Consider the following 21,232-nt stretch of genomic DNA (forward strand, 5'->3'; position numbering starts at 1 on the left):
TTTACACTATATCGCCTAGGAGCAACATTGATGCACAAACTGTCTGCTCGCGGACTGCCGCGCCAATTCCTTGCTCTTTTTTCCTGAGGGCCTTGTGATGGTAGACAAGCACCTGCAGCCACCGCTTCCTCGTTCCGAGGCACGGATCCGGGTCCTTCATGGCGACGTCACGATAGACTCGTATGGCTGGCTCAGGGACTGGGAGAATCCCGACGTCCGCGCGTATCTTGAAGCCGAGAACAGCTACGCGCAGCAAGCGACAGCCCACCTGGAAGGGCTCAAGGCGGAACTTATCGCCGAGATCGAAGGGCGTCACACCTGCGAGGGCGCCCCACCAACCTTCCAGGTTGGGCCTTTCGAGTACTTCGAAAGACACGGGCGGGGCCTGTCTCATCCTGCGTGGTGGCGCCGGCCGGTGACCGGAGGCTCGGCCGAGCTTGTTCTCGACCCGAACGCGATCCCGGGGGCCGAGATCTTCTATTCGCTCGGTGTCTTCGAGCCGAGTGACGACGGGCGTTACGTGGCGTTCAGCTTCGATGTCATCGGGGACGAGAACTTCGAGCTTAGGGTGCGGGACATAGAGACCGGCCATGACGTCTGGACGGGCTCGAGGCGGGCTGGGATGGTTACTTGGACCGCGGACGGCAACACGCTCTTTTTCACGCGGGAGCGGGCGGACCGGCGGCGGCAACGCCATGAGCTTATACGCCTGGACGTCAACGATTCGCACTCTGAGGTAGTGTTCGAGGAGGCGGACGAGCGACTGAACTTGCGGATTTGGCGCTCTGATAGCGGCGCCTGGCTGCTTTTGGACGTTATGGACAACGCCGGGGCGGTGGAGGTGTGGTGCCTTCCTGCCGACCAGCCGGGCGTTGGGTGGCGCCGGATTGTGGCGCGTGATCTTGGCCACCATGTCTTTGCCGAGCACTGGGGCGACAGGTTCTTGTTTCGGGTAAACGACGCTGGACCCTACTGGCGGCTCGTGTGTGCGCCGATAGGTGACCCGTCACCATCGTGCTGGGAGGAGGTCATCCCGCATCGAGCGGGCGTGACGCTTGAGGAGGTCCACGTGCTCGACCAGCACCTGGTTGTCCTGGAACGAGAGGGCCTTCGTCCTCGCCTCGTCTCGCATAACCGAAGCGGGGGGGTCGCCGCCACGATCGTTCCCGACGAGCCGAGCTGCACTCTTAAGGTCGGCTTGTCTGCAGGGGGTAGCTATTCGGTCGCACGGCATCCGTTCCGAAGCTCGAAGTTGGTCTACTCGGTTAGCTCATTCGTGACGCCCGACACGTTTGTAGAGCATGATCTCGCCGACGACCGATCGGCAGTCCTGTACCAGGCCCGCGTTCCCGGATATGACCCGGCTCAATACGTGGCGACGGTCGTCATGGCGCAGGCGGAAGACGGGGTGGATATACCAATTTCGCTCGTCGCGCGGCGCGATCGAACCACCCCAGGGCCGGTGTTATTGAATGTCTACGGCTGTTATGGAAAACCGAGATGGCCCTCGTTTTTCACTTGGCCCTCATCCATGACCAAACGTTTGAGCCTGCTCGATCGCGGAGTTGCTTTCGGCATCGTGCACGTACGGGGAGGCGGGGAGCTTGGACGTCCGTGGCACGAGGCGGCTACCCGCGATCGAAAACGTATCACCCACACAGATCTGATCGTCGCTGTCGAGGCGCTTGTTAGGCAGGGGGTCGCCACCGGCGACGGCATCGTCATTGAGGGAGCGAGCGCTGGCGGGGGTACCGTGCTTGCCACGGCCGACTTGCGGCCCGACTTGTTCCGCGCCGTACTCGCCGAGGTTCCGCTCGCCGACATCATAGATACCGAGCTGGACTTCACGATGCCGTACGCGCTGCCGGAAATAGCGGAGTACGGCGATCCCCACATAGCCGACGAATATCGGCACCTGCGCAGCTACGATCCTTACTACAACCTCAGTGCCGATCGCCCGCGCCCGCCAACTTACGTCGACGCCGCGCTCGACGACAGCCAGGTGCTCTACTACCAGCCTGCTCGGTACGTTGCCCAGCGACGTTCCTTTACGGCCGGTCGAGACCCAGGTCTTGTTTTCCACATGCGTATGGTCGGTGGCCACGGCGGCGCTTCACATGGGCCTAGTGTAGCCGAAGAAGCAGCACTTCGTATGGCTTGGATTCTAGACCAGGTCCGATGCTCGGGCAATTAGGCATTTCTATGTTACAATCGGAATCAAAGCTAGGGTCAGGACCCATAATCTATTGAGTTGATATCTGTTTGGTGATTCAGGGTGGCAGGAGGTGCTGCCTTGAGTGATTTGCTGATGTTGACGCCGGAGCAGATGCGCCGGATCGAGTCCTATTTTCCTTTGTCGCATGGTGTTCCGCGTGTGGATGACCGCCGGGTGCTGAGCGGCATCCTGTTCGTGATCCGAAATGGCCTTCGCTGGCGAGATGTCCCTTCCGACTACGGTCCGTACAAGACCATCTACAACCGCTTCATCCGCTGGAGTCGGCTGGGTGTGTTCAACCGCATCCTAGCGGAACTGGCCGCGCAGGGCGGCGAAACGGACAATCTGATGATCGATGCCACCCATCTCAAAGCGCACCGCACTGCCGCCAGCCTCCTTAAAAAACTCTATCCCGATGTATCGGACGCAGCCGAGGCGGACTGACCACCAAGGGACGTCCGCGGCTGCTGCATCTGAGCGAAGGGCAGACCAATGATCACAAGACTGCTGCGGCCGTGATCGAGGATTTGCCCGCCGCCAACGCCCTGCTGGCCGATCGGGCCTACAGTTCAGCGGCCTTCCGCCAGGCGCTCGTCGAGCGCGGTATCAGGCCATGCATCCCACCCCATGCCAAGCATCGTGTTCAGCACAGCTATGATCCTGTCCGATACCGGCAACGTCACAGGATCGAGAACATGTTCGCACGCCTCAAAGACTGGCGACGCATCCACACCAGATACGACCGATGTGCTCACACCTTCCTGTCGGCTATCGCCTTCGCTGCAGCCTTCATCTTCTGGATCAATGAGTCCTGACCTAGCTACATGTTTGATCCGGGGCTTTGATGGGGCATCCTTATCTTTCGAATCAAAGGATGCCCTATGGACCAAGTTCTCCATGGGAGCGCCATAACGAAATCAAAGGCGTGCCTTGCCATCATTCATCTCGCTGCTGCCATCAAAGTCTAACGCCTTATTCCTAGGGGTCGTAGGTAACAAGGAAGAATTCAGATACCGTCTTGTGCAACCAGCACCTAGGCGGGTTAAGACTTCGTGTGGGCTGAGGCCCACAGCTTCTGCAAGGTCATCTAAGGTAAAATCATTTCCCAGTAATTCCACAAAGTTACCTGGCCCACAAAGCGCTTCTGGAACATCTGTTATATCAATTGTCATGTTCTCCATGCATATTGTTCCGATTAGAGGGGCCGAATAACCTGCGAACCGAGCTGATATCTTGTTCGCGCAGGCCCATGGAAGGCCATGTGTGTAGCCGATCCCGACGGTCGCTACGCGGGTAGCTCGACCCGTACGAAATGTCGCACCGTAGCCAACAGCCTCCCGCCTAGCGACATTGCGCACGTCGAGTATTTTCGCTCGGAGCCTTGCAACCGCTTGCAGCGGATTTGGTCGAATGCCAGCATCGTTGAGCCCGTACAGGGCTGAGCCCACCCGTACCATGTCGAAATGATAGGATTTACCTAGCCAGATACCGGCGGACGCTGCGAGACTGCCGCAGGTGGGCTTAATCAGATCGTAGATCGCCCGGAAGCGGTTCCGTTGCAACACATTAGTTGGGTCCGCAACGGTTTCGCTGCACGCTAGATGGCTGAGTACGACCGAAGGGGGATACATGTCGAACGTACCAGAAAAATACGCGCGACGCACGTCCGCAATGGCGAGCCCAAAGCGGGAAAATCCCGTTTCCACGTTAAGAAAATATGTCTTCGTTCCTGTTGCAATAACGGCTTCCAATTCGGCGCAATTGTTCACAACCGGTATGAGGTTATTGGATTGGTAGAATCTACCAAATTTCGCGAAATCATCGCAAAAAACCGCGATTGCCTCGTCTACATGGGACGATCTTAGAAGCAGCGCTTCCTCAAGATTGCCGACGAAGAGCAGATCGCAGCCGACATGAATAAGCGCCCTTGCAATCTCTACAACACCAAGTCCATAGGCGTCGCTCTTGACGACAGCGGCGACCCTTACGCCTAACCCAACGAGGGCCGTGATGGCCCGGAAGTTCGCCTGAATAGCCCCAAGATTGATTTCAAATATAGCATTTCTGGGGCGAACTAACGGCAACATCTTTTGCTCTCCAACAGTCCCGTTTTTTATAAACCTCGCCGCCCCGCGATGCAGCCTACTATCCTAGGTAGGCGCGCGAGCTGAGATTGCCGTTTAAAAAGGGGCGCCGTCGAAGCACGGATTAGACACTGGTTAAAGCGGACTGAGACGCAAGCAGTCGCTTCGGCAGGGCACTTGCACGCAGATGACAAAGCATAGTCGTTCAACTGACTAGTAAGCTGTGTTCTGGATAGGGCAGTTGCTGCGCAGCTCTTCGTGCCAAAATCCGCCACAAGCTACTGCTGGTTTCACGCAGTCAGGGCGAAAATCTCGGCACCGGCTGCGAATACAAGGTATTGCGTAAGCTTAGATCAATCAATTTTTGTTAAGGGGTTGGCATGAGCGAACAATCTGAGATCCTTTACGTTAGTGAGCCGAACCTTGACCCGGCCGAATTCTGCCGCGTGTTGGCCGAATCCGGCTTCGGGGCGACCCATGGCGAGCTTCGGCTGCATGCGATGCTCCGCCAAGCCGACTTGGTGCTGACGGCCCGGCTCCATCGGCCGGGGCGGAAGCTGGTCGGAGTACTTCGATGCGTTACTGACTTTTCCTGGATCTGCTACGTCTCCGAGCTTGCCGTATCGGCGTCGGCGCAAGGCCTCGGCATCGGCAAGGGCCTCCTGTATGAAGCCCGCCGGCAACTCGGGCCTGCTGTGGCCATAGCTTTGATCTCTACACCCAACTCTGTCGGCTTCTATGAAGGGATTGGATTGACGCGCATTTCAGACGCATTCTGGTTAATGCGCGAATGCTAACCCAAATGAGGTGAGTACGACGTTGCAATGTCCACCTATACAATAATTCGACGTTCGTCGAATGCTTGCCGGAATACGGGGTGCATGTGTCTGACGCCGGCCATCTGAAAACGCGATGGGACCGTCCGGGACATTATGTTGGCGAACTCAAGATCAAGTGGTGCATAGTCGGCGCAGCAAATCCAACTGCCATCAACGATGTCCGAAAATCGAGCGAAGTGAAATGCAGATCAAAGACGTCCTCCTTGCGCCTGGCAATGGCGCTTTTTTCTATGACGATCAGGGTGCCATCAGGGCCGGCGCGCCCCAGGACGGTTTCGTCTATAGCGGCGAGGCGACAGCGATTGGGTTCACGTCCATCCGCGTTCCGGCATCTTCGCTCAGCATCGGGCTTGCTCTCACCGACGGGGCCGTGGTTTGGGGTGACATGATGAGCGTTCAATATTCTGGTGCTGGAGGACGAGATCCTTTGTTTGAGAGTGCTCAAATCTCGGAGTTAACCTCGCGTATAGTCGTGCCCCGGCTTCTCAATGTCGACGTATCTCGTTATCTCGATGCCTGTGCAAAGGTTTTTGAGCCTCTCCAGCACCAGCGGTTACCTCTCGCGATTGAGTATGGCGTTAGCCAGGCGCTCCTTCGCGCCTCGGCCCATCTTCAAAGTACCACGATGGCGGAAGTCGTTTGCAGTGAATTTAACCTGCCGCTGCCAATTCGCAGGGTTCCGATCTACTGCCAAAGCGGCGATGCTCGCGAAATCAACGTCGACAAAATGATCTTGAAAGCGGTAGATATACTTCCCCACGGCCTGATCAACTCACGGCAGAAATTCGGCGTCGAGGGCCAGGCCTTCATGGAGTTCGTGAAGTGGGTTGCGGCGCGGACGCGCGAAATTGGCCGCCCGGGGTATCATCCGGTGCTGCATTTCGATGTGTATGGCTGGATCGGCCAGGAAATCAGCCTGGAGCCGCAACTCATCGCCGACTTTATCTGCAGGGTCGCCGACGCTGTTCCGGGTTTCACCCTCAATGTCGAGTCCCCGGCGGATTTTGGTTCGACGCAAGCTCAAATTGAGAACTACGCCAAGATCGTATCAATTTTGGACAACCGGGGTTCCACCGCTCGCATTGTCGTGGACGAAAGGTGCAACACGCTCGAGGATATTCGGCTCTTTGCCGAAGCGAAGGCCGCGCATCTCATTCAAATCAAGACGCCTGATGTCGGCTCATTGGCTGACACGGCACGTGCAGTGCTCCTGTGTAAGGAGAACAAGGTAGGCGCGTACGTTGGAGGAAGCTGTACCGAGACAGATCTCTCTGCCCAGGCTTCCGTCCACATATCGATGGCGACCCAGGCAGACATGATGCTTGCGAAGCCTGGAATGGGAGTCGACGAGGCATTCTCGATCGTGGGCAATGAACAGAATCGGTTGCTTGCGATGCTGAATCGTCGTCGGGCTCAAAACGAAAATGTTGGATGAAGAGCGCGGTGTTGCATGCAGAACTCTCTTGAGGGGATCACTGTCGTAGCTGTGGAGCAGGCCGTTGCTGCACCGTATGCATCGTCTCGTCTTGCCGATGCAGGCGCCCGGGTGATCAAGGTTGAGAGGCCTGAGGGAGACTTTGCCCGGAAATACGATAAGTTGGTGCGGGGGCAAAGCGCCTATTTCGTTTGGCTCAACCGGGGTAAGGAGTCAGTATGCTTGGATTTGAGGTTGGAGGCGGACCGTGCTGTGCTGGACACGCTTGTTGCTGCTGCTGACGTCTTTATCCAGAATCTGAAGCCAGGCAGCATCGAAAAACTCGGCTTCGGATCTGCGGATCTGCGTCGCCGTTTTCCGCGGCTAATCACCTGCGACATTTCGGGATTTGGGGAGGGGGGGCCATTTTCTCACCTCAAGGCCTATGATCTCATCGTCCAAGCCGAAACCGGTCTGTGTGCGATCACCGGGACGCAACAGGGACCCGCCCGTGTGGGTGTGTCGGTTTGCGACATCTCGGCAGGCATGACGGCACATAGCGCCATACTTCAGGCGCTGTATCATCGCGAGGTCACTGGCGAAGGGGCTAGCATTCAGGTGTCCCTGTTCGATGCCGTCGCCGATTGGATGAACGTGCCGGTCCTGCAACACGACTACAGCAGCTACCACACGGTACGCGCGGGCGTGAAACACCCCTCGCTGGCGCCTTATGGCGCCTATCGCTGCGCCGATGGCAAGGACGTCATCTTTTCCGTGCAGAATGACCGGGAATGGGTGAATTTCTGCGAGAAATTCCTGAAGCGGCCTGAGCTCACGCGTGCACTTGGTTTCGCCGACAACATGGAGCGCCTCGGCCACCGTCCTCAACTTGATGAGATAATTGAGCTGCGGTTTTCCGAGCTGTCCTGCCACGAAGCGATGCAGGAGCTTGAGGCGGCCGGTTTGGCATATGGGCGACTGAACGAAGTGGCGGACATTTCAAAGCATCCACACGTTCGCAGGGTTGAGATTGGCACACCTGAAGGAACAGTAGAGACGATCGCCCCGGCGGCGATCTTCAACTCTGAGCGCCCCTCGCTGCGCCCAGTTCCGGGCCTTGGTGCGCATACGGAGGCTGTCCGCGAGGAGGTTCGAGCAGGTTTGCGCGCAAGAGCCGCGTCAGCATGAGCGTGCCTGTTGTCGGGAAGGAAGCGCGATCGCGATTCACAGAGTGCATGCCTAGTCCTGGCCCCTCTGGGTGCCACGGCCGCCCAGCAAACTCACTGACAGCGCCCACGCTAGAATCGACCGCAGAGGCGACTTCATGAATGACGCCGTTCAGGCCGTTGAAAGCCCGATGTCTGTTCCCCGCTGGAGATCTCTGCTCTTTGTTCCCGCTCATGTTCCGCGCTTTGTGGAGGCGGCTCATGAGCGCGGGGCAGATGGCGTCATACTCGACCTTGAGGACTCCGTTCCCCAGGATCAAAAAGGTGAGTCACGGCGCCAGCTTTCTGCATCCGTGGCAAAGGTGGGCCGCAGGGGCGCTTATGTTTTAGTTCGCGTGAATCGCGGTTTGCGTGCCTTGGCGGCCGATCTCGATGCAGCCGTAGTAGCGGGTGTTGATGCACTTGTCCTTCCGAAGACGGATTCGGCAGCGTGGGTAATAGAGATCGCAAATGCGGTATCGGAACTTGAACGAGAAAGAAATCTTGCGGTGGGTCGAATCCGGTTCCTTGCCTTGATCGAGACCCCGGCAGCATTACAAAGTCTCTCAGCCATTGCGTCGGCCCATCCCAGGATGGTTGCAATGGCGCTGGGTCCTGAAGACTTCAGTGCCTCCGTTGGCGGTGCCCCGGAACTCGACCTTCTTTTGACACCGAACCTTTCTGTTCTGTTTGCCGCTCGCGCCGCTGGCTTGCTACCGCTTGGTTTCATAGGAAGTATCAGCGAGTTCTCAGACAATGATAGACTTCGTGAGGCCGCGGCCCATGCGCGGCGGCTTGGCTTTACCGGGGCTTTGGCGATCCATCCAAATCAGGTTGCCATATTCAATGAGGCTTTCTCACCAAGCCCACAGGAACTCGAGTGGGCCCGTCGTGTCCTCGCGGCGGAAAAAGATGCGACGGCGCAAGGCAGAGGCGCGTTCGCATTGGACGGAAAGATGGTCGATCCACCGGTTATTCGAAGGGCCCGAGAAATCATCGCGACGGATCCGGGCGCCGAGTTGGCCGTTTGAGTCCTCAGCGGGTTGATCAACAAGACTGGGACGACGACAGCAAGCGTCAGCAGCTCGGCACAATTATTGCTGTCGTGCCATCACATTTTAAGATAGATTGCGTCAATTGCAGTCCGCCCTCGGAAGAGTACCCGTGGAAATCAGGCAGTTAAGATACTTCGTCGGCGTGGTCGAAGCAGGCAGTTTCACGAAGGCCGCTGGCTTTCTGAATGTCGCCCAGAGTGCGCTGAGTCTGCATGTACGCCAATTGGAGGAAGGCTTCGGCACTCAGCTGCTGATACGCGACAGAACCGGCGTGAGCGTGACGGCGTCAGGAGCCAAACTGCTCGAGCGGGCGCGGGCAATTCTCAAAGAAATTCGACTTACCGAGGTGGAATTGACCAACACAGCCGCTTCCCCTGCCGGGGAGGTGACTATTGGGATTCCGTCTGGAGCTGCTCGCGTCCTGAGCGGTCCGCTGCTTGAGGCGGTGAGACACGAACTGCCCAAGGTGTCCCTCAAGATGGTCGAGGGTATGACGGGACCGCTAGAGGAATGGATGGCGGCTGGACGCTTCAATCTGGCGGTTCTGTACCGCACAGCAGACAGTGTGGGGCGAATGACGGTGCTAGCGCGCGAAGACCTTTGTCTGGTGGTTCCGTCCGGCGAGCCACCGTTTGAAGATGCGATATCGCTGGTCGACCTGCATGAATTCCCCCTGGCGGTTCCCATGCGCAACAACAATGTCAGGCGTTCGGTGGCTGATGTCGTCGCACAACACGGTTGCGCGCTGGACGTCAGGTTTGAAGTGGACTCCCTCTCAACGATCATCAACATGGTCGTAGAGGGAAAAGCGCATTCTATTCTCGCCCCGTCTGCGGTTCAGAAAGAAGCCTCCCAAGGGCTGGTCCGGACTGTCAAGATCGTCGATCCGGTGATTACTCGGTCCGTGGTGCTCGCTGTAAATCCCAAAGATGAGCGTTCTGCGGCCGTTTCTGCGGTCTGCAAGCTCATTCCGAAGGTCGCCAGAAAATTGATTGAAATCCGGGACTGGGCGGCGGTGGCGCCTGAGGCGACCTGACAAACTAACCTGTAAAGCTGGGCATGATCTTTTGCGGCCATAAGGACCAGCCCGATCTGGATTCCAGATGGATTTCGGCAATATTCGATATTTGACCCGCCGCGACCATCGCGATGAAACTGGCTCAAGCGAGTTCAGCAGTTTCGATATCGAAACTGCGCTCGTATGCAAGAATTCAGTCAAGTGGAGCCCGTGATGTCCGACGCCAAGAGCTACGAGCTCTTCATTAATGGCAAATGGCGAGCCGGTGGTAGCCGAGCCACTTTGCCGGTGATCAACCCGGCGACGGAGAAGGTATTTGCCTCAGTGGCCTCGGCTACGGTTTCAGACTTGGATGAAGCTCTTGCCTCGGCAGAACGCAGCCGCAAGGCGTGGTCCTCACGACCCGCCAAAGAGCGTGGCGAGATCCTCGTCTCTGCCGCCAGCATTCTGGCAGAGAAAGCTGGCGCCGCAGCCAGGGACCTGTCGTCCGAACAGGGAAAGACGATTGCCGAAGCGACAGGAGAATACGCGCGCGCAGTCGAAACGCTGGAATGGAATGGCCGGCATGCCGATGAGTTGTCGGCCCCGATTCCGTTGGGCTCGAACAGGATGATAGCCCCCGAGCCGCTCGGTGTCGTCGCTGCATTTACGCCATGGAACTATCCGGCCGTTCTTATCGCCCGCAAGCTCGCCCCCGCGCTGGCGGCAGGCTGCCCGGTGATCCTCAAAGGGGCCGAGGAGACGCCAAGTGTGGCTGTCCATATCGTGGAATCTTTGCGTCAAGCAGGGATACCAGAAGGCGTGGTCAACCTGGTGTTCGGTGTTCCTGTGCATATATCGCGGCATCTGCTCAGTTCGCCAATTGTGAAAGTCTTGACGTTCACGGGGTCGACGGCTGTTGGAAAACAGCTAGCCACGCTGGCCGCGAATAATCTGCAGCGTTGCATCCTTGAGCTCGGTGGACATTCCCCGGTTATTGTGTGCGAAGATGCGGATCTGGCAAGGGCGATACCGGCTATTTCGGAATACAAATTCGAGTGCGCGGGCCAGAGCTGTAATGCGCCCAGCAGGATTCTTGTCGCCCGGTCCCGCTATGAGGAACTCCTGTTCCGGATGACGGAGGCGGTCCGAAGAATCAGGATCGGACCACCGGATGACCCTGCAACGCAAATGGGGCCAATGGCAAACGCGCGGCGAATAGAGGCCATGCAGCGCCTGACCAAGGATGCGGTAGAAGGCGGCGCCCGCATCGAGACCGGTGGCATCCCCCTTGACCGACCGGGGTTTTACTGGCCGCCAACCATCCTGACGGGCGTACCGAAGCAAGCGAGAGTGCTTCATGAAGAGCCGTTCGGACCGATTCTCACCGTGGCGCCTTTCGATACGATCGAAGAGGCGATCGAGGAAGCCAACGCCACCGAGTACGGTCTGGCCGCCTACTTGTTTACTGGCGCGGCCGATACGCAACAGAAGCTTATCAATGGTCTCTCTGCGGGCGCAGTTAGTGTGAATTACCTGAAAGGGGTTTCCGCGGATGCGCCTTATGGGGGCGTCAAGCAAAGCGGCTATGGATATGAAGGCGGCGAGCAGGGGGTGCGAAGCTTCCAGATTTTGAAAATGGTCAATGGCCTCGGTTCGTTTGGATAAAATCCGGTGGGAAACAGAACACGGACCATCGCAGGTCGCGACATCACAAGGAGCGTCGCCGACGCCCTTCAGTACATCTCGTACTATCATCCTCCAGATTATATCCGGTCTCTTTCTCACGCATACACGCGAGAACAGAGCCCGTCGGCGAAGAATGCCATAGGTCAGATTCTGCTGAACTCCCGCATGGCGGCCTTTGGGCGGCGCCCGATCTGTCAGGACACCGGACTTGTGGTTGTCTTCGCAAAGGTCGGCATGGATGCCCGCATTAAGTCAACAGCCAGTTTCGCTGATCTTGTGAATGAGGGCGTACGTCAAGCCTATCTCGATCCGGACAATCCCCTTCGGGCATCGATCGTTGCGGATCCCCTCGCTAGACGGGTCAACACCCGCGACAACACGCCGGCAGTTGTCCATGTCAACTTGGTGCAAGGTGACCAGATTGAGATCACTATCGCCGCAAAAGGCGGCGGGTCCGAGAACAAGGCACGTTTTACCACCCTTAATCCCAGCGCCTCCGTTTCCGACTGGGTGGTCAATACCGTTTCGACCCTGGGCAGCGGATGGTGTCCGCCTGGGCTGATCTCTGTTGGTATCGGTGGTAGCGCTGAAAAGGCGATGCTGCTGGCCAAGGAAGCCATGAACGAGCCCATCGATATGGCGGAACTAATCGCAAGGGGGGCGTCAAGCCCGGAAGAGGGACTGCGGATTGAGCTTTATGAGCGGATCAACGCGCTTGGCATCGGCGCCCAAGGGCTTGGTGGTCTGACGACAGTCGTTGACGTCAAGGTTGCGACCTATCCTACTCATGCGGCGTCCAAGCCTGTGGCGCTCATCCCGCAATGCGCCGCCAACCGGCACCTGAAGTTTACTTTGGACGGCTCTGGACCCATCAGGCTCCAGCCGCCCGATTTGCGCGAATGGCCCGACATCGGAGCCGACGAATTGAACCCAGCCGGCGTCCGGCGGGTCAATTTAGATACGCTGACGAAGGAAGAGACGGCATCGTGGCGCTGCGGTGAAACGCTCCTGCTGTCTGGAAAGATGCTGACGGGCCGTGACGCTGCCCACAAACGAATGGTCGAGCTGATCGATGCCGGCAAGCCGCTTCCGGTCGATCTGACGGGACGCGTGATCTACTATGTCGGTCCCGTCCGGGCAGTGAGGAATGAGGTCGTTGGACCCGCCGGTCCAACAACCTCCAGCCGCTTGGACGATTTTACGGACAAGGTGCTCGCCGAAACCGGCCTTTTTGCGATGATCGGCAAAGCGGAAAGGGGACCGGCGGCCATCGAGTCGATTATAAGACACAAAACGCCCTATCTTGCTGCAGTGGGTGGCGCTGCGTACCTGATTTCAAAATCGATTAAGAAGGCGCGGATCGTTGCCTTTGAAGACCTGGGCATGGAAGCCATCTATGAATTCGATGTGCAGGACATGCCTGTTATCATGGCCGTCGATGTTGAGGGAAACTCCATTCACAATTCCGGGCCTCTCGAGTGGCGTAGGCGTATGGCGGCCGACAGCATCGCACGCAACATCGGCGTTTGAATCTTCCCAGTTAGGCGATTTCGGCCAGACACCAGCGTCAAATTGTTGGGCACGCCGTACGACGAGCGGCATTTGCGGTGCCTTGCGCCTCGGCGAGCCGGACGAGCAAGGCCTTCAATTCACCCCAATAGCTGAATGTGCCACTGAATACTGCATTGAGTATGCCGTCCACGCGATCGAGGCTCGAATGCAGTCGCGCGTCTATCAAGTACGGTAGCGGGGATTCAAGAAAATGGGTTATCTATTTTATTTATCAGAAGGTCTCTGCCGCCGCCGACTTCCTCTCCAGCTGCACCATTGCCCGTTAGGCGCTGGGGCGATAGCCAAATTACTTCTGCAGCTTTTCTCAGCGGATCGCTCTCCTTAGCTGATTTTCATACCCATTCTAGCACATCTCGGGCCTGGAACGGATGCCTTCCACTGCTACATTCGGTCGTTTCAATGATAATAGAATTGATCGGCACACGGCGCGCTGTCGATCGCTGCTTGAGAGCAACAGGTTATGAAGTCGAAACCCGATCCCGTGCAACTCGACAGTTGGGACGTCCGGATTCTCTCCGAGATTCAGGCAGACGGTCGGATTTCAAAAAGTGAGCTTGCAAAACGAGTTCATCTTTCGGCGTCGGCCTGTTCGGAGCGGCTCCGAGCACTCAAGGCCGCAGGAATTATTGAGGGATTTTATGCGCGACTGAGTCCTGCACTCGTCGGCGGCATGATCTTTGTGATGGTAGAAGTCGTGCTGGATCGCCATCGTCTTGAGGACCAACGAGTCTTCGAAACTGCAATCCAAGAGATTCCGGAAATCCTGGACTGCTGGGCAATTGGGGGGCGCGTGGATTATTTGATGCGGGTCGCATCTCGTTCTATGGCCGCCTATCAGGATTTCATGGAGGGACTGCTGCAGGCAGGCTTGGGGATTGATCAATACTATAGCCTTGTCGTCACGAAACCAGTGAAGTCCAATTCACCGATACCTTTGTCCGCCCTGAGGCAACGGTGAAAGCGAAAGTTTAAGTTTCAACGGCGTTTGGCACGGATCCCGTAGATTCGTCGGCAAAAGGCGCCCATTCCGACGAAACTCAAGGGACATTTGCGGTATACTAATTGCTGGAAAAAGGTGGCCGAGCGCTATCCGCCAGTTGATGGCGAGGAAGGACGATGCGCTTGAGCAATCTGGAACCGATCATTCCAGGAGACGGATCGAAGCAGCCATCGGACGCACTTGGCCAGCACGGTTACGGCGAGAAGCCAAACCGGATCGTGCCTGGTTGAGGAGGCGTCCATATCTAAGATGCGAAGTGCCGAAAAAATGCCTCTACCGCTACTTCAAGGGGGGAACTTTCGCCCTGGATTGGCGATCAGTGGCGATTGAGCTTAGTCGCGGTCAGCGCATCCGTGTGGGGGGGGCGAAATCTACAGCGAGGGTTTGGCAAGCCGACGGGTAGCGGGAGTGCAAGCTGGCCCGCTCGGCCCTGGCGACCAACCCGGCCCTCGACGCCTGCGGACATTCGGAGATCGCTCCATCGCGTTTTTACGTCGTAAGTTCGTTGCTGATCGAGATTAGGAGATCGTCTGTCCTGTTTGACATCGCTGGTCTCGCAGCCTTCTAAGCGAGGAGCATGGCTGTGCCGGGGTCGCGTAGGTGGGTGACAAGGCCGGTCACTCCTGCCAGCCGACGTGGTCTTTGAGAAGGTGGAGGTTGCGCTACCGGCTGGAGAGCATGGTGCCAGTTTTCACAAGACAAGGGTCGCTTAATCGAATGGGCGTCAAGTTCATAGATTGCGAACAGATCATGGGGGATTTGAATAGTGCTACTGACCGAGGCAGAGCTGAAAAGAGTTGCGAATGCCAGTCGAGGACATAGAGCCGCATCGATCGTTCTAAAGGAAGAGACGGCCGCAGCTACAGCCAGATCTTCATTCGACGTTTTTCTGTCACATTCTTTCAAGGACGCAGAGATCATTCTCGGTGTGAAGCGAATTTTCGAGGAGCTTGGGTTCACTGCTTACGTAGATTGGGTCGAAGATTCACAACTGGACCGCACAAAGGTCTCCTCGGCCACCGCCGAGTTGCTGCGGACCCGTATGAGGCAGTCAAAGACGCTAATCTATGTGCATTCAAACAATTCTCCAGAATCCAGATGGATGCCTTGGGAGCTTGGCTTTTTCGATGGGTTTCGGACCGCGGTAGCGGTTCTGCCCGTGGCAAAAAATTCTTCGGAAACATTCTCCGGGCAAGAATTTTTGGGCCTATACCCTTACATTGATGGGACAGGACCTGCATTCCTGTTTATGAACAGAGGGACCGCGCCTCGCTCAAGAATAGGCTCTGTAAGCTCGACTGCTAACCTCACGTTTGCCAAATCCTGGCTTAAAGAATTTACCGCCACAAAATAGACTGGTGTGCTTCAAAAATGAAATATCCTGGACTCTATAATAGCGCCGACGTGGCATCCAACGAGCAGCAGGCGACGTTTCTCCGCCTGATCCGGGCAGAGTACGTTCTTCTTTTTTTAGCGTCGGTGCTCTCTTTGGACTTGTCGCCATCAAAAGCCTATTTCGGTGTCTATGCTGCGGTATTTCTTTGCTCAATGGGAGTCCTCATTTTCCGGTCGGTCACAAAGCCCGAGCAGGTCTGGTATCAGGCTCGAGCTCTTGCAGAGTCGGTGAAGACATTGACTTGGCGCTTCGCGATGCGAGCACAGCCGTTCGATGACGCGCGCGCCGCTGACGCCAGAGCTGATTTTCGAAAGCTCATGGAAGGTATCCTTGATAGCAATCGTCACCTTGGTAGCGCGTTGAGCGGCACCGATTCAGCATCCCCCCAAACAACCGACCAGATGATGTCGATAAGGGACTCCCCGCTAAAAGAAAGAAAAGACATATATCTGCAGAGACGAATCTGCGACCAGCGGAAGTGGTACGAGAAGAAGGCGCGCTCGAACAAGAGGTCCGCGAAAGTCTGGATGGGCCTTGGTATTTTTGCATACGCTCTGGGATTCTCGTTCATCGTAGTACGCATCGCTGACCCCGCGATGCCTGGCTGGCCGACCGAGCCGCTAATTGTCATCGCCGCCTCGCTTATCGGGTGGACCCAGATCAAGAAATTTAACGAATTGGCATCGGCTTACACGTTGACAGCTCACGAGATCGGCTTGACTGCCGACCTTATTACGGACGCCAACTCGGATGAGGCATTCTCCGCCGCGGTGAACGAAGCCGAACTGGCTTTCTCACGGGAGCACACCCAGTGGGTTGCTCGTCAAAACAACTAAGAGACAACAATGGCATACAGCGATCCGACCTATGTAATATTTGACGGCGATGAAGACGCTTGGGCATACCGCTTTATGAAAGGGTGGAATGCCAGCGAGAATGTGAGTTTTGAATTCGCGAACGCTCACGATCTGGACAATATGACGAGCCGAGCACAGGACGAAGATTATGTTAAACGCAATCTTCGCAACAGAATGAATGGATCGAGCCAGGTACTTGTCCTGATCGGTGAGAAAACGAAAAACCTTTTTCGCTTCGTGCGCTGGGAAATGGAATTGGCCCTTGATCTAGGTCTGCCGATAATCGCAGCAAACCTTAACGGCTCGCGGCAACAAGATGCGAGCTGTCCGCCTATCATCAGGGACAAATGTGTTGTGCACGTGCCGTTCAAGATGAAGGCCATCAAGCACGCGCTAGCCAATTGGCCCAGCGAATTTCATCGGCTTTCAAACGCTCAGCGTGGCGATGGCGCCAGGAGCTATGGCGAAAGCACCTATCGCGATCTCGGCTTATAATCGCCCACCTAAAAGCACTTAGCCGCCAAAACATCCTCGCCATCCGCTGGCGGCGACTAGCCTTAGCAACGTCCCCCAGCGTGTTCCGAGCTTGCCGAGCGATGATAAGAAGAGACGTCCGATTTGCTGAGTTTGGCTGAAAGCTGCAGGTCATGTGCAACCTATTAGAGGAGCCCCGCTCGAAGCGTCGGATCGTCAGACAAGATCATGTCGCGCGAGGGCGCTGGTTTCGCGAGGAAAAGGAGCGGCTGTTCGATGTTTGAGGCTTGATCCAGCGTTTCGAGACTGCACGAGCGGCCAGCATTGATGGAGGCAGCTTTTCAGGCCGCGCAATTCTGTCGGCTCGCCCCCTCCTGCGAGCCGCAGCTCGGCTCGCCCTGCGCAGCAACCACGAATTTGCGATCGCAAGAAAGGCAACACGCTCACGATAGAACTTGGCGGCGCTGGTCGGCTGCGAATCAAGATGTCAATGGCAAGGAGCTCTCGCCGCGCGTCTTTGCCGGGCCGAACCTTCTGGCTATGCTCCTTCGAGAAGTCTGCCGAGCACCAGCCGCCGCACCGCCAAAGCGATCAATATGCGCGAGGGCACGACCTCAGCCTCTCAGCGCTGGCCAACCAGGTTGGAGCCTGTGCCGCGGCACGGAACCCGCTGCCTGCTGATCGAGGCGAATGTGCTTTGCCCCTGATCACCTGCATTACCACCCTTGGGAACGGCAAGACCGATCCGGACCGTCAGAATGTAAGGGATGACCGGCAGTTCGGCGGAACATGGCCGCCGGCGCTCTATCGTGCCTCGCGCGGCCGGCGGGAACAGCGTCCCGAGCGCTATTCATCCGTCAATATCGCCCGCTAATCGGGCACTATGCTGGGCGCATGCGCGTCGTAAGCTGTTCGTGTTTGCATGACGCGCCCCCGACCCTCGGCTAAGGCGAACGTGACGCCTTAGTTTTCACGGCAATTCGGGCCGATCCCGCGAATTTCACGGCGAATAACCTGCATTCCCGAGAAACTCAAGGGACGTTTCCGGTATGCTATTTGCTAAACAGGTGGCTGGCCGAGTGCCCTCCGCCAATTTATCGCGAGGAGAGGGACATGCGCTTGAGCAATCTGGGAACCGAGCAACTCCGGGAGAAGGATAGAAGCTTCGTCTTCCATCCTTCTACGCATTTGGCCAAGCACAGCCGAGGCGAAACGCCAAATAGGATTATGGCCGGTGCGGAAGGCGTCTATATCTGGGACACCGAAGGCCGAAGGAGCCTCGACGGTTTCGGAGGACTCTACTGCGTCAACATGGGATATGGATGCACGGAGATCGCCGAGGCCATTGCCAGGCAAGCACACGAATTGCCGTTCGCACACGTCTATGCCAGCCAAGGTACGGAGCCGGTCGCCCTGTTGGCAGAGGCCGTGGTCGAGTATTTCGGTCAGAACATGCGAAGGGTCTATTTCGGCCTCTCCGGTTCCGATGCCAACGAAACCAACATCAAGCTGGTCTGGTACTATAATAACATTCTTGGCCGGCCCGAAAAGAAAAAGATCATCTCGCGAAATCGCGGCTATCACGGGTCTGGATTGGTCACGGGTAGCCTAACTGGCCTTCCCTTCTTTCACAATTTCTTCGACCTGCCTCTGGATTTGGTGCGCCATACAACCACGCCGCACTATTACCGCCAGGCGCGTGTCGAGGAGAGCGAGGAAGCGTTCTCCCGGCGCTGTGCCGATGAGCTTGAAGCCTTGATCCTGGCCGAAGGACCGGAAACGGTTGCAGCTTTTATCGGAGAGCCGGTACTTGGGACAGGAGGTATTGTGCCGCCCCCCAAAGGGTACTGGACGTCCATTCAAGCGGTGCTCGACAAATACGATATCCTTCTAATCGCGGATGAAGTGGTCTGTGGCTTCGCGCGAACCGGCGAGAAGTTCGGTTCCCACCTGTATAACATGCGTCCGGATTTCGTGACCATCGCAAAGGGTTTGAGTTCCGCCTACCTCCCCATCTCCGGGTCAATCATTGGCGACCGTGTCTGGTCGGTTTTGGAACAAGGAACTGAGAAGCACGGCGCACTCGGCCACGGCTGGACATATTCGGGGCACACGCTTTGTGCCGCAGCCGCGCTCGCCAATATTCGACTGCTTAAAGAAAAAAATATTCTGGAGCATGTCCGCGATGTTGGACCGTATTGGCAAGACCGGATGAAGGCCGAGCTGGCGGGACATCCCATCGTTGGTGAAGTTCGCGGAGTGGGTATCCTGTCGGCCGTGGAGATGATGCGGGACCCAAAACAAAGGATACCATTCGAACCCGACCTTCAGGTCGGGGTGCGCACTGCAGCTGCTCTGTTTGAGAATGGCGTCATCGGACGGGCCATGCCGCATGGCGACATCCTCGGTTATGCCCCCCCCCTGATCATTACCCGAAAAGAGATCGACATCATTGTCGACGCGACGGTAAAGTCGGTCGATACCACCTATCGCGCGCTGAAGGCCGAGGGTGCCGTATGATTTTGCGATCGCGAAGGAGCGAGTCCGGAGGCAGGCATGTCCCTGCGCGCTACTGCGCCGAGCAGACCCAAAACTGTTGAATTCCAGATATCTGATCTTGAGCATGCTCCGGGCTATTTCAGTCACGATTTGTAACCGAATCAGTTCTGCCGCCGCTGTCCTGTTGCCCAACGACCAGGACCTCTGTGCGGCGCGCCCTGCGGGTGTACCTCCCCGCCGGCAGGGCGCCCTTTTTGACCCACGTAATCAGTATCATTATGGCCCGTGCGGGATCGAGGGTCTGGTAAAGGTCATCTGCACGTTCCGATGCAGATTGAGCTTAGACGTGCCCTTTACATCATTGCAGCGGGCCATAATCATTGCGGTGAATTTTATCACGTCAGGTATATAGAAGGACGATACTCACACGCCACCCCGTTCACAAGGAAAGGCATTTTAATATTGTTGAGACGATTTGCCTATCAAAGAAAAGAAAGCATCGCAACACTTCTTTGCGGATCACGGCGCCCCGGGTGGGGGATGAGCGGCTATCCGAATTGTTATGCTAATGCCGACCCAAATTCCTGCAAAAGCTGGGGTCAATGATGGCTTTTGGTCAGCGCAGGATGATTTCTCCTGATTTGGTCGGTGCAGGGGCGGTCATGATTTAATGCATGGAGATTCTCTGATTGAGCTGTTGAGATCATGAGGCGTCTGCCAGACGCCCATCGGGTGAGCCCAGCATGATTGGGATGACCGACGAAGATCGAAAGTGTGGCAGCATTCTGGAGCCCGGTCAGCCCAGCGACGCCCGCGAATTCAATCACGTTTGTCGGGACATACACGACGCAGCCGGAAGGCGTGCAGAAAGAGGAAGAATCGAGCGCGACGATGACGAGGCACATGCCACTTGTTTTCGAGACATTCCTTGAAAGACTGTCACAGAGTATCGATGAGGCAGATTTCCGGGATGCCATGGCTGAGGCGGCCGGACGACTTGACCTAATCTTCTTTGCCTACCTCTCCTTGCCAGCACGGCCTTCCGGCAAACCGAGGTTAATTTCAAACTATCCACCCCGCTGGACCAGACAGTATCTGGAAAATCAGTATGAGAAACTCGATCCTGTGGTCTTGCGTGCTCGAAATGGCGGCTGCCCGTTTCACTGGGGATCGAATTTGGGAGGCGATAAAATGTCGCCGGCTCAACAGCAGCTATTCGATGAGGCGGCTCAATTCAGCATCTGCTGCGGTTTGACGATCCCAATTGTCGATCTCCGCGGCCGCATCGCTGCGGTTACTTTTGCCGCCGATGAGCCTCGTCCAGTATTTCTTCGGGTCGCTGAGCGGTACGAACAAGCTCTTCAACTGATGGCGGCCTGCTTTCATCGTTGCGTTCGCCGCAAATTGCCGAGCGATCGAACAGTGGATGGGGTTTCGCTGACATCCCGCGAATATGAGTGCCTGAGGTGGGCAGCGCGGGGTAATTCAGCCTGGGTGACCGGCCGCATCTTGGGTATCAAGCCACGCACGATCGCTTTTCATTTGGACAATGCCAAGAAGAAGCTAGGCGTGCGAACCCAAAATCAGGCTATAGCCCTTTTGGGGTCCGAAGGGTCCTCAATTGTCTGAGAAGCTTTTTGATCCCCTTGTGCTCGGGCCATTCGATCGCGCGCTTTGTATCGAGCGTTGACTGGATGCCGAGATCTTCTGTTCCGCCGGCTCGGGCGATGCAGCCGTATTCTTCCAGTCCGCGCCGGTGATCATAGTCTATGGGTGCTCGAGCGGGTGTGTCGTCGCTGACGAGCTAGTTGTGGAGCCTCAACAGGTTGTCCTCGGTTAGAGCGAGGCGACTGATAGGTGTTTTGGACTTTAGGCTCCCGTGGGGACGGTGCCAATTGTATCTGTGCAGCCAGACCGGCAACTCTGCGGCGCGGTG

16 protein-coding genes and 2 pseudogenes are annotated in these 21,232 nt (G+C 56.9%); 16 read left to right on the forward strand and 2 right to left on the reverse strand.

Annotated features, from left to right (window positions below):
• Positions 1-97 precede the first annotated feature (97 nt).
• Together EOA23_RS04215 and EOA23_RS04220 are read left to right on the forward strand one after the other, a co-directional pair.
• Positions 98-2,194, forward strand: a complete 2,097-nt coding sequence (locus tag EOA23_RS04215; RefSeq protein WP_126080664.1) for a S9 family peptidase — start codon at positions 98-100, stop codon at positions 2,192-2,194.
• A 99-nt stretch (positions 2,195-2,293) separates the two neighbouring features.
• Positions 2,294-3,030 (forward strand): annotated as a pseudogene (locus tag EOA23_RS04220) (IS5 family transposase).
• 102 nt (positions 3,031-3,132) lie between these two features.
• On the opposite strand, the gene alr reads toward EOA23_RS04220, so the two are convergent.
• Positions 3,133-4,302 carry an alanine racemase gene (gene alr, locus EOA23_RS04225; RefSeq protein WP_126080665.1) on the reverse strand — a complete coding sequence of 390 codons (1,170 nt, stop codon included), beginning with the start codon at positions 4,300-4,302 and terminating at the stop codon, positions 3,133-3,135.
• Positions 4,303-4,679: 377 nt separating this feature from the next.
• On the opposite strand from alr, the gene EOA23_RS04230 reads away from it, so the two are divergent.
• The 14 genes from EOA23_RS04230 to EOA23_RS04290 all read left to right on the forward strand — a co-directional run bounded on the left by EOA23_RS04230 (position 4,680) and on the right by EOA23_RS04290 (position 20,925).
• Positions 4,680-5,096 (forward strand): GNAT family N-acetyltransferase, encoded by a 417-nt coding sequence (locus EOA23_RS04230; RefSeq protein ID WP_126080666.1) that lies wholly within the window; start codon positions 4,680-4,682, stop codon positions 5,094-5,096.
• Between the two features lie 223 nt (positions 5,097-5,319).
• Positions 5,320-6,573, forward strand: a complete 1,254-nt coding sequence (locus EOA23_RS04235) for a methylaspartate ammonia-lyase (RefSeq protein WP_126080667.1) — start codon at positions 5,320-5,322, stop codon at positions 6,571-6,573.
• A 15-nt stretch (positions 6,574-6,588) separates the two neighbouring features.
• Positions 6,589-7,740: a CaiB/BaiF CoA-transferase family protein gene (locus tag EOA23_RS04240; protein ID WP_126080668.1), complete on the forward strand. Its 1,152-nt coding sequence runs from the start codon at positions 6,589-6,591 to the stop codon at positions 7,738-7,740.
• 136 nt (positions 7,741-7,876) lie between these two features.
• Complete coding sequence (locus EOA23_RS04245; protein WP_126080669.1) at positions 7,877-8,788, forward strand: CoA ester lyase; 912 nt, start codon at positions 7,877-7,879, stop codon at positions 8,786-8,788.
• A gap of 133 nt (positions 8,789-8,921) precedes the next feature.
• Entirely contained in the window at positions 8,922-9,848 is a 927-nt protein-coding gene (locus EOA23_RS04250; protein ID WP_126080670.1) for a LysR family transcriptional regulator, read from the forward strand.
• A gap of 195 nt (positions 9,849-10,043) precedes the next feature.
• A complete protein-coding gene (locus EOA23_RS04255; protein WP_126087044.1) occupies positions 10,044-11,477 on the forward strand; it encodes an NAD-dependent succinate-semialdehyde dehydrogenase in 1,434 nt (477 codons plus the stop codon).
• 6 nt (positions 11,478-11,483) lie between these two features.
• Positions 11,484-13,028 carry a fumarate hydratase gene (locus EOA23_RS04260; RefSeq protein ID WP_126080671.1) on the forward strand — a complete coding sequence of 515 codons (1,545 nt, stop codon included), beginning with the start codon at positions 11,484-11,486 and terminating at the stop codon, positions 13,026-13,028.
• 502 nt (positions 13,029-13,530) lie between these two features.
• Positions 13,531-14,028, forward strand: a complete 498-nt coding sequence (locus tag EOA23_RS04265) for an Lrp/AsnC family transcriptional regulator (RefSeq protein ID WP_126080672.1) — start codon at positions 13,531-13,533, stop codon at positions 14,026-14,028.
• 808 nt (positions 14,029-14,836) lie between these two features.
• The gene (locus EOA23_RS04270) at positions 14,837-15,424 is read left to right on the forward strand and encodes a toll-Interleukin receptor (protein WP_167508689.1); all 588 of its coding nucleotides are present in this window, start codon (positions 14,837-14,839) and stop codon (positions 15,422-15,424) included.
• Positions 15,425-15,441: 17 nt separating this feature from the next.
• Complete coding sequence (locus EOA23_RS04275; RefSeq protein ID WP_126087045.1) at positions 15,442-16,302, forward strand: DUF4231 domain-containing protein; 861 nt, start codon at positions 15,442-15,444, stop codon at positions 16,300-16,302.
• Between the two features lie 9 nt (positions 16,303-16,311).
• Positions 16,312-16,818: a TIR domain-containing protein gene (locus EOA23_RS04280; RefSeq protein WP_126080675.1), complete on the forward strand. Its 507-nt coding sequence runs from the start codon at positions 16,312-16,314 to the stop codon at positions 16,816-16,818.
• Between the two features lie 676 nt (positions 16,819-17,494).
• The gene (locus tag EOA23_RS35565; protein ID WP_164781893.1) at positions 17,495-17,671 is read left to right on the forward strand and encodes a hypothetical protein; all 177 of its coding nucleotides are present in this window, start codon (positions 17,495-17,497) and stop codon (positions 17,669-17,671) included.
• Positions 17,672-17,910: 239 nt separating this feature from the next.
• On the forward strand, positions 17,911-19,317 hold the full coding sequence (locus EOA23_RS04285) for an aminotransferase (RefSeq protein WP_063169303.1): 1,407 nt from the start codon (positions 17,911-17,913) through the stop codon (positions 19,315-19,317).
• 870 nt (positions 19,318-20,187) lie between these two features.
• On the forward strand, positions 20,188-20,925 hold the full coding sequence (locus tag EOA23_RS04290) for a LuxR family transcriptional regulator (RefSeq protein ID WP_082826574.1): 738 nt from the start codon (positions 20,188-20,190) through the stop codon (positions 20,923-20,925).
• Between the two features lie 175 nt (positions 20,926-21,100).
• Here EOA23_RS04290 and EOA23_RS04295 read toward each other — a convergent pair.
• Positions 21,101-21,232, reverse strand: a pseudogene (locus EOA23_RS04295) (IS481 family transposase); the annotation flags it as partial.

The organism is Mesorhizobium sp. M2A.F.Ca.ET.042.01.1.1, assembly GCF_003997405.1.
Lineage (GTDB): Bacteria > Pseudomonadota > Alphaproteobacteria > Rhizobiales > Rhizobiaceae > Mesorhizobium.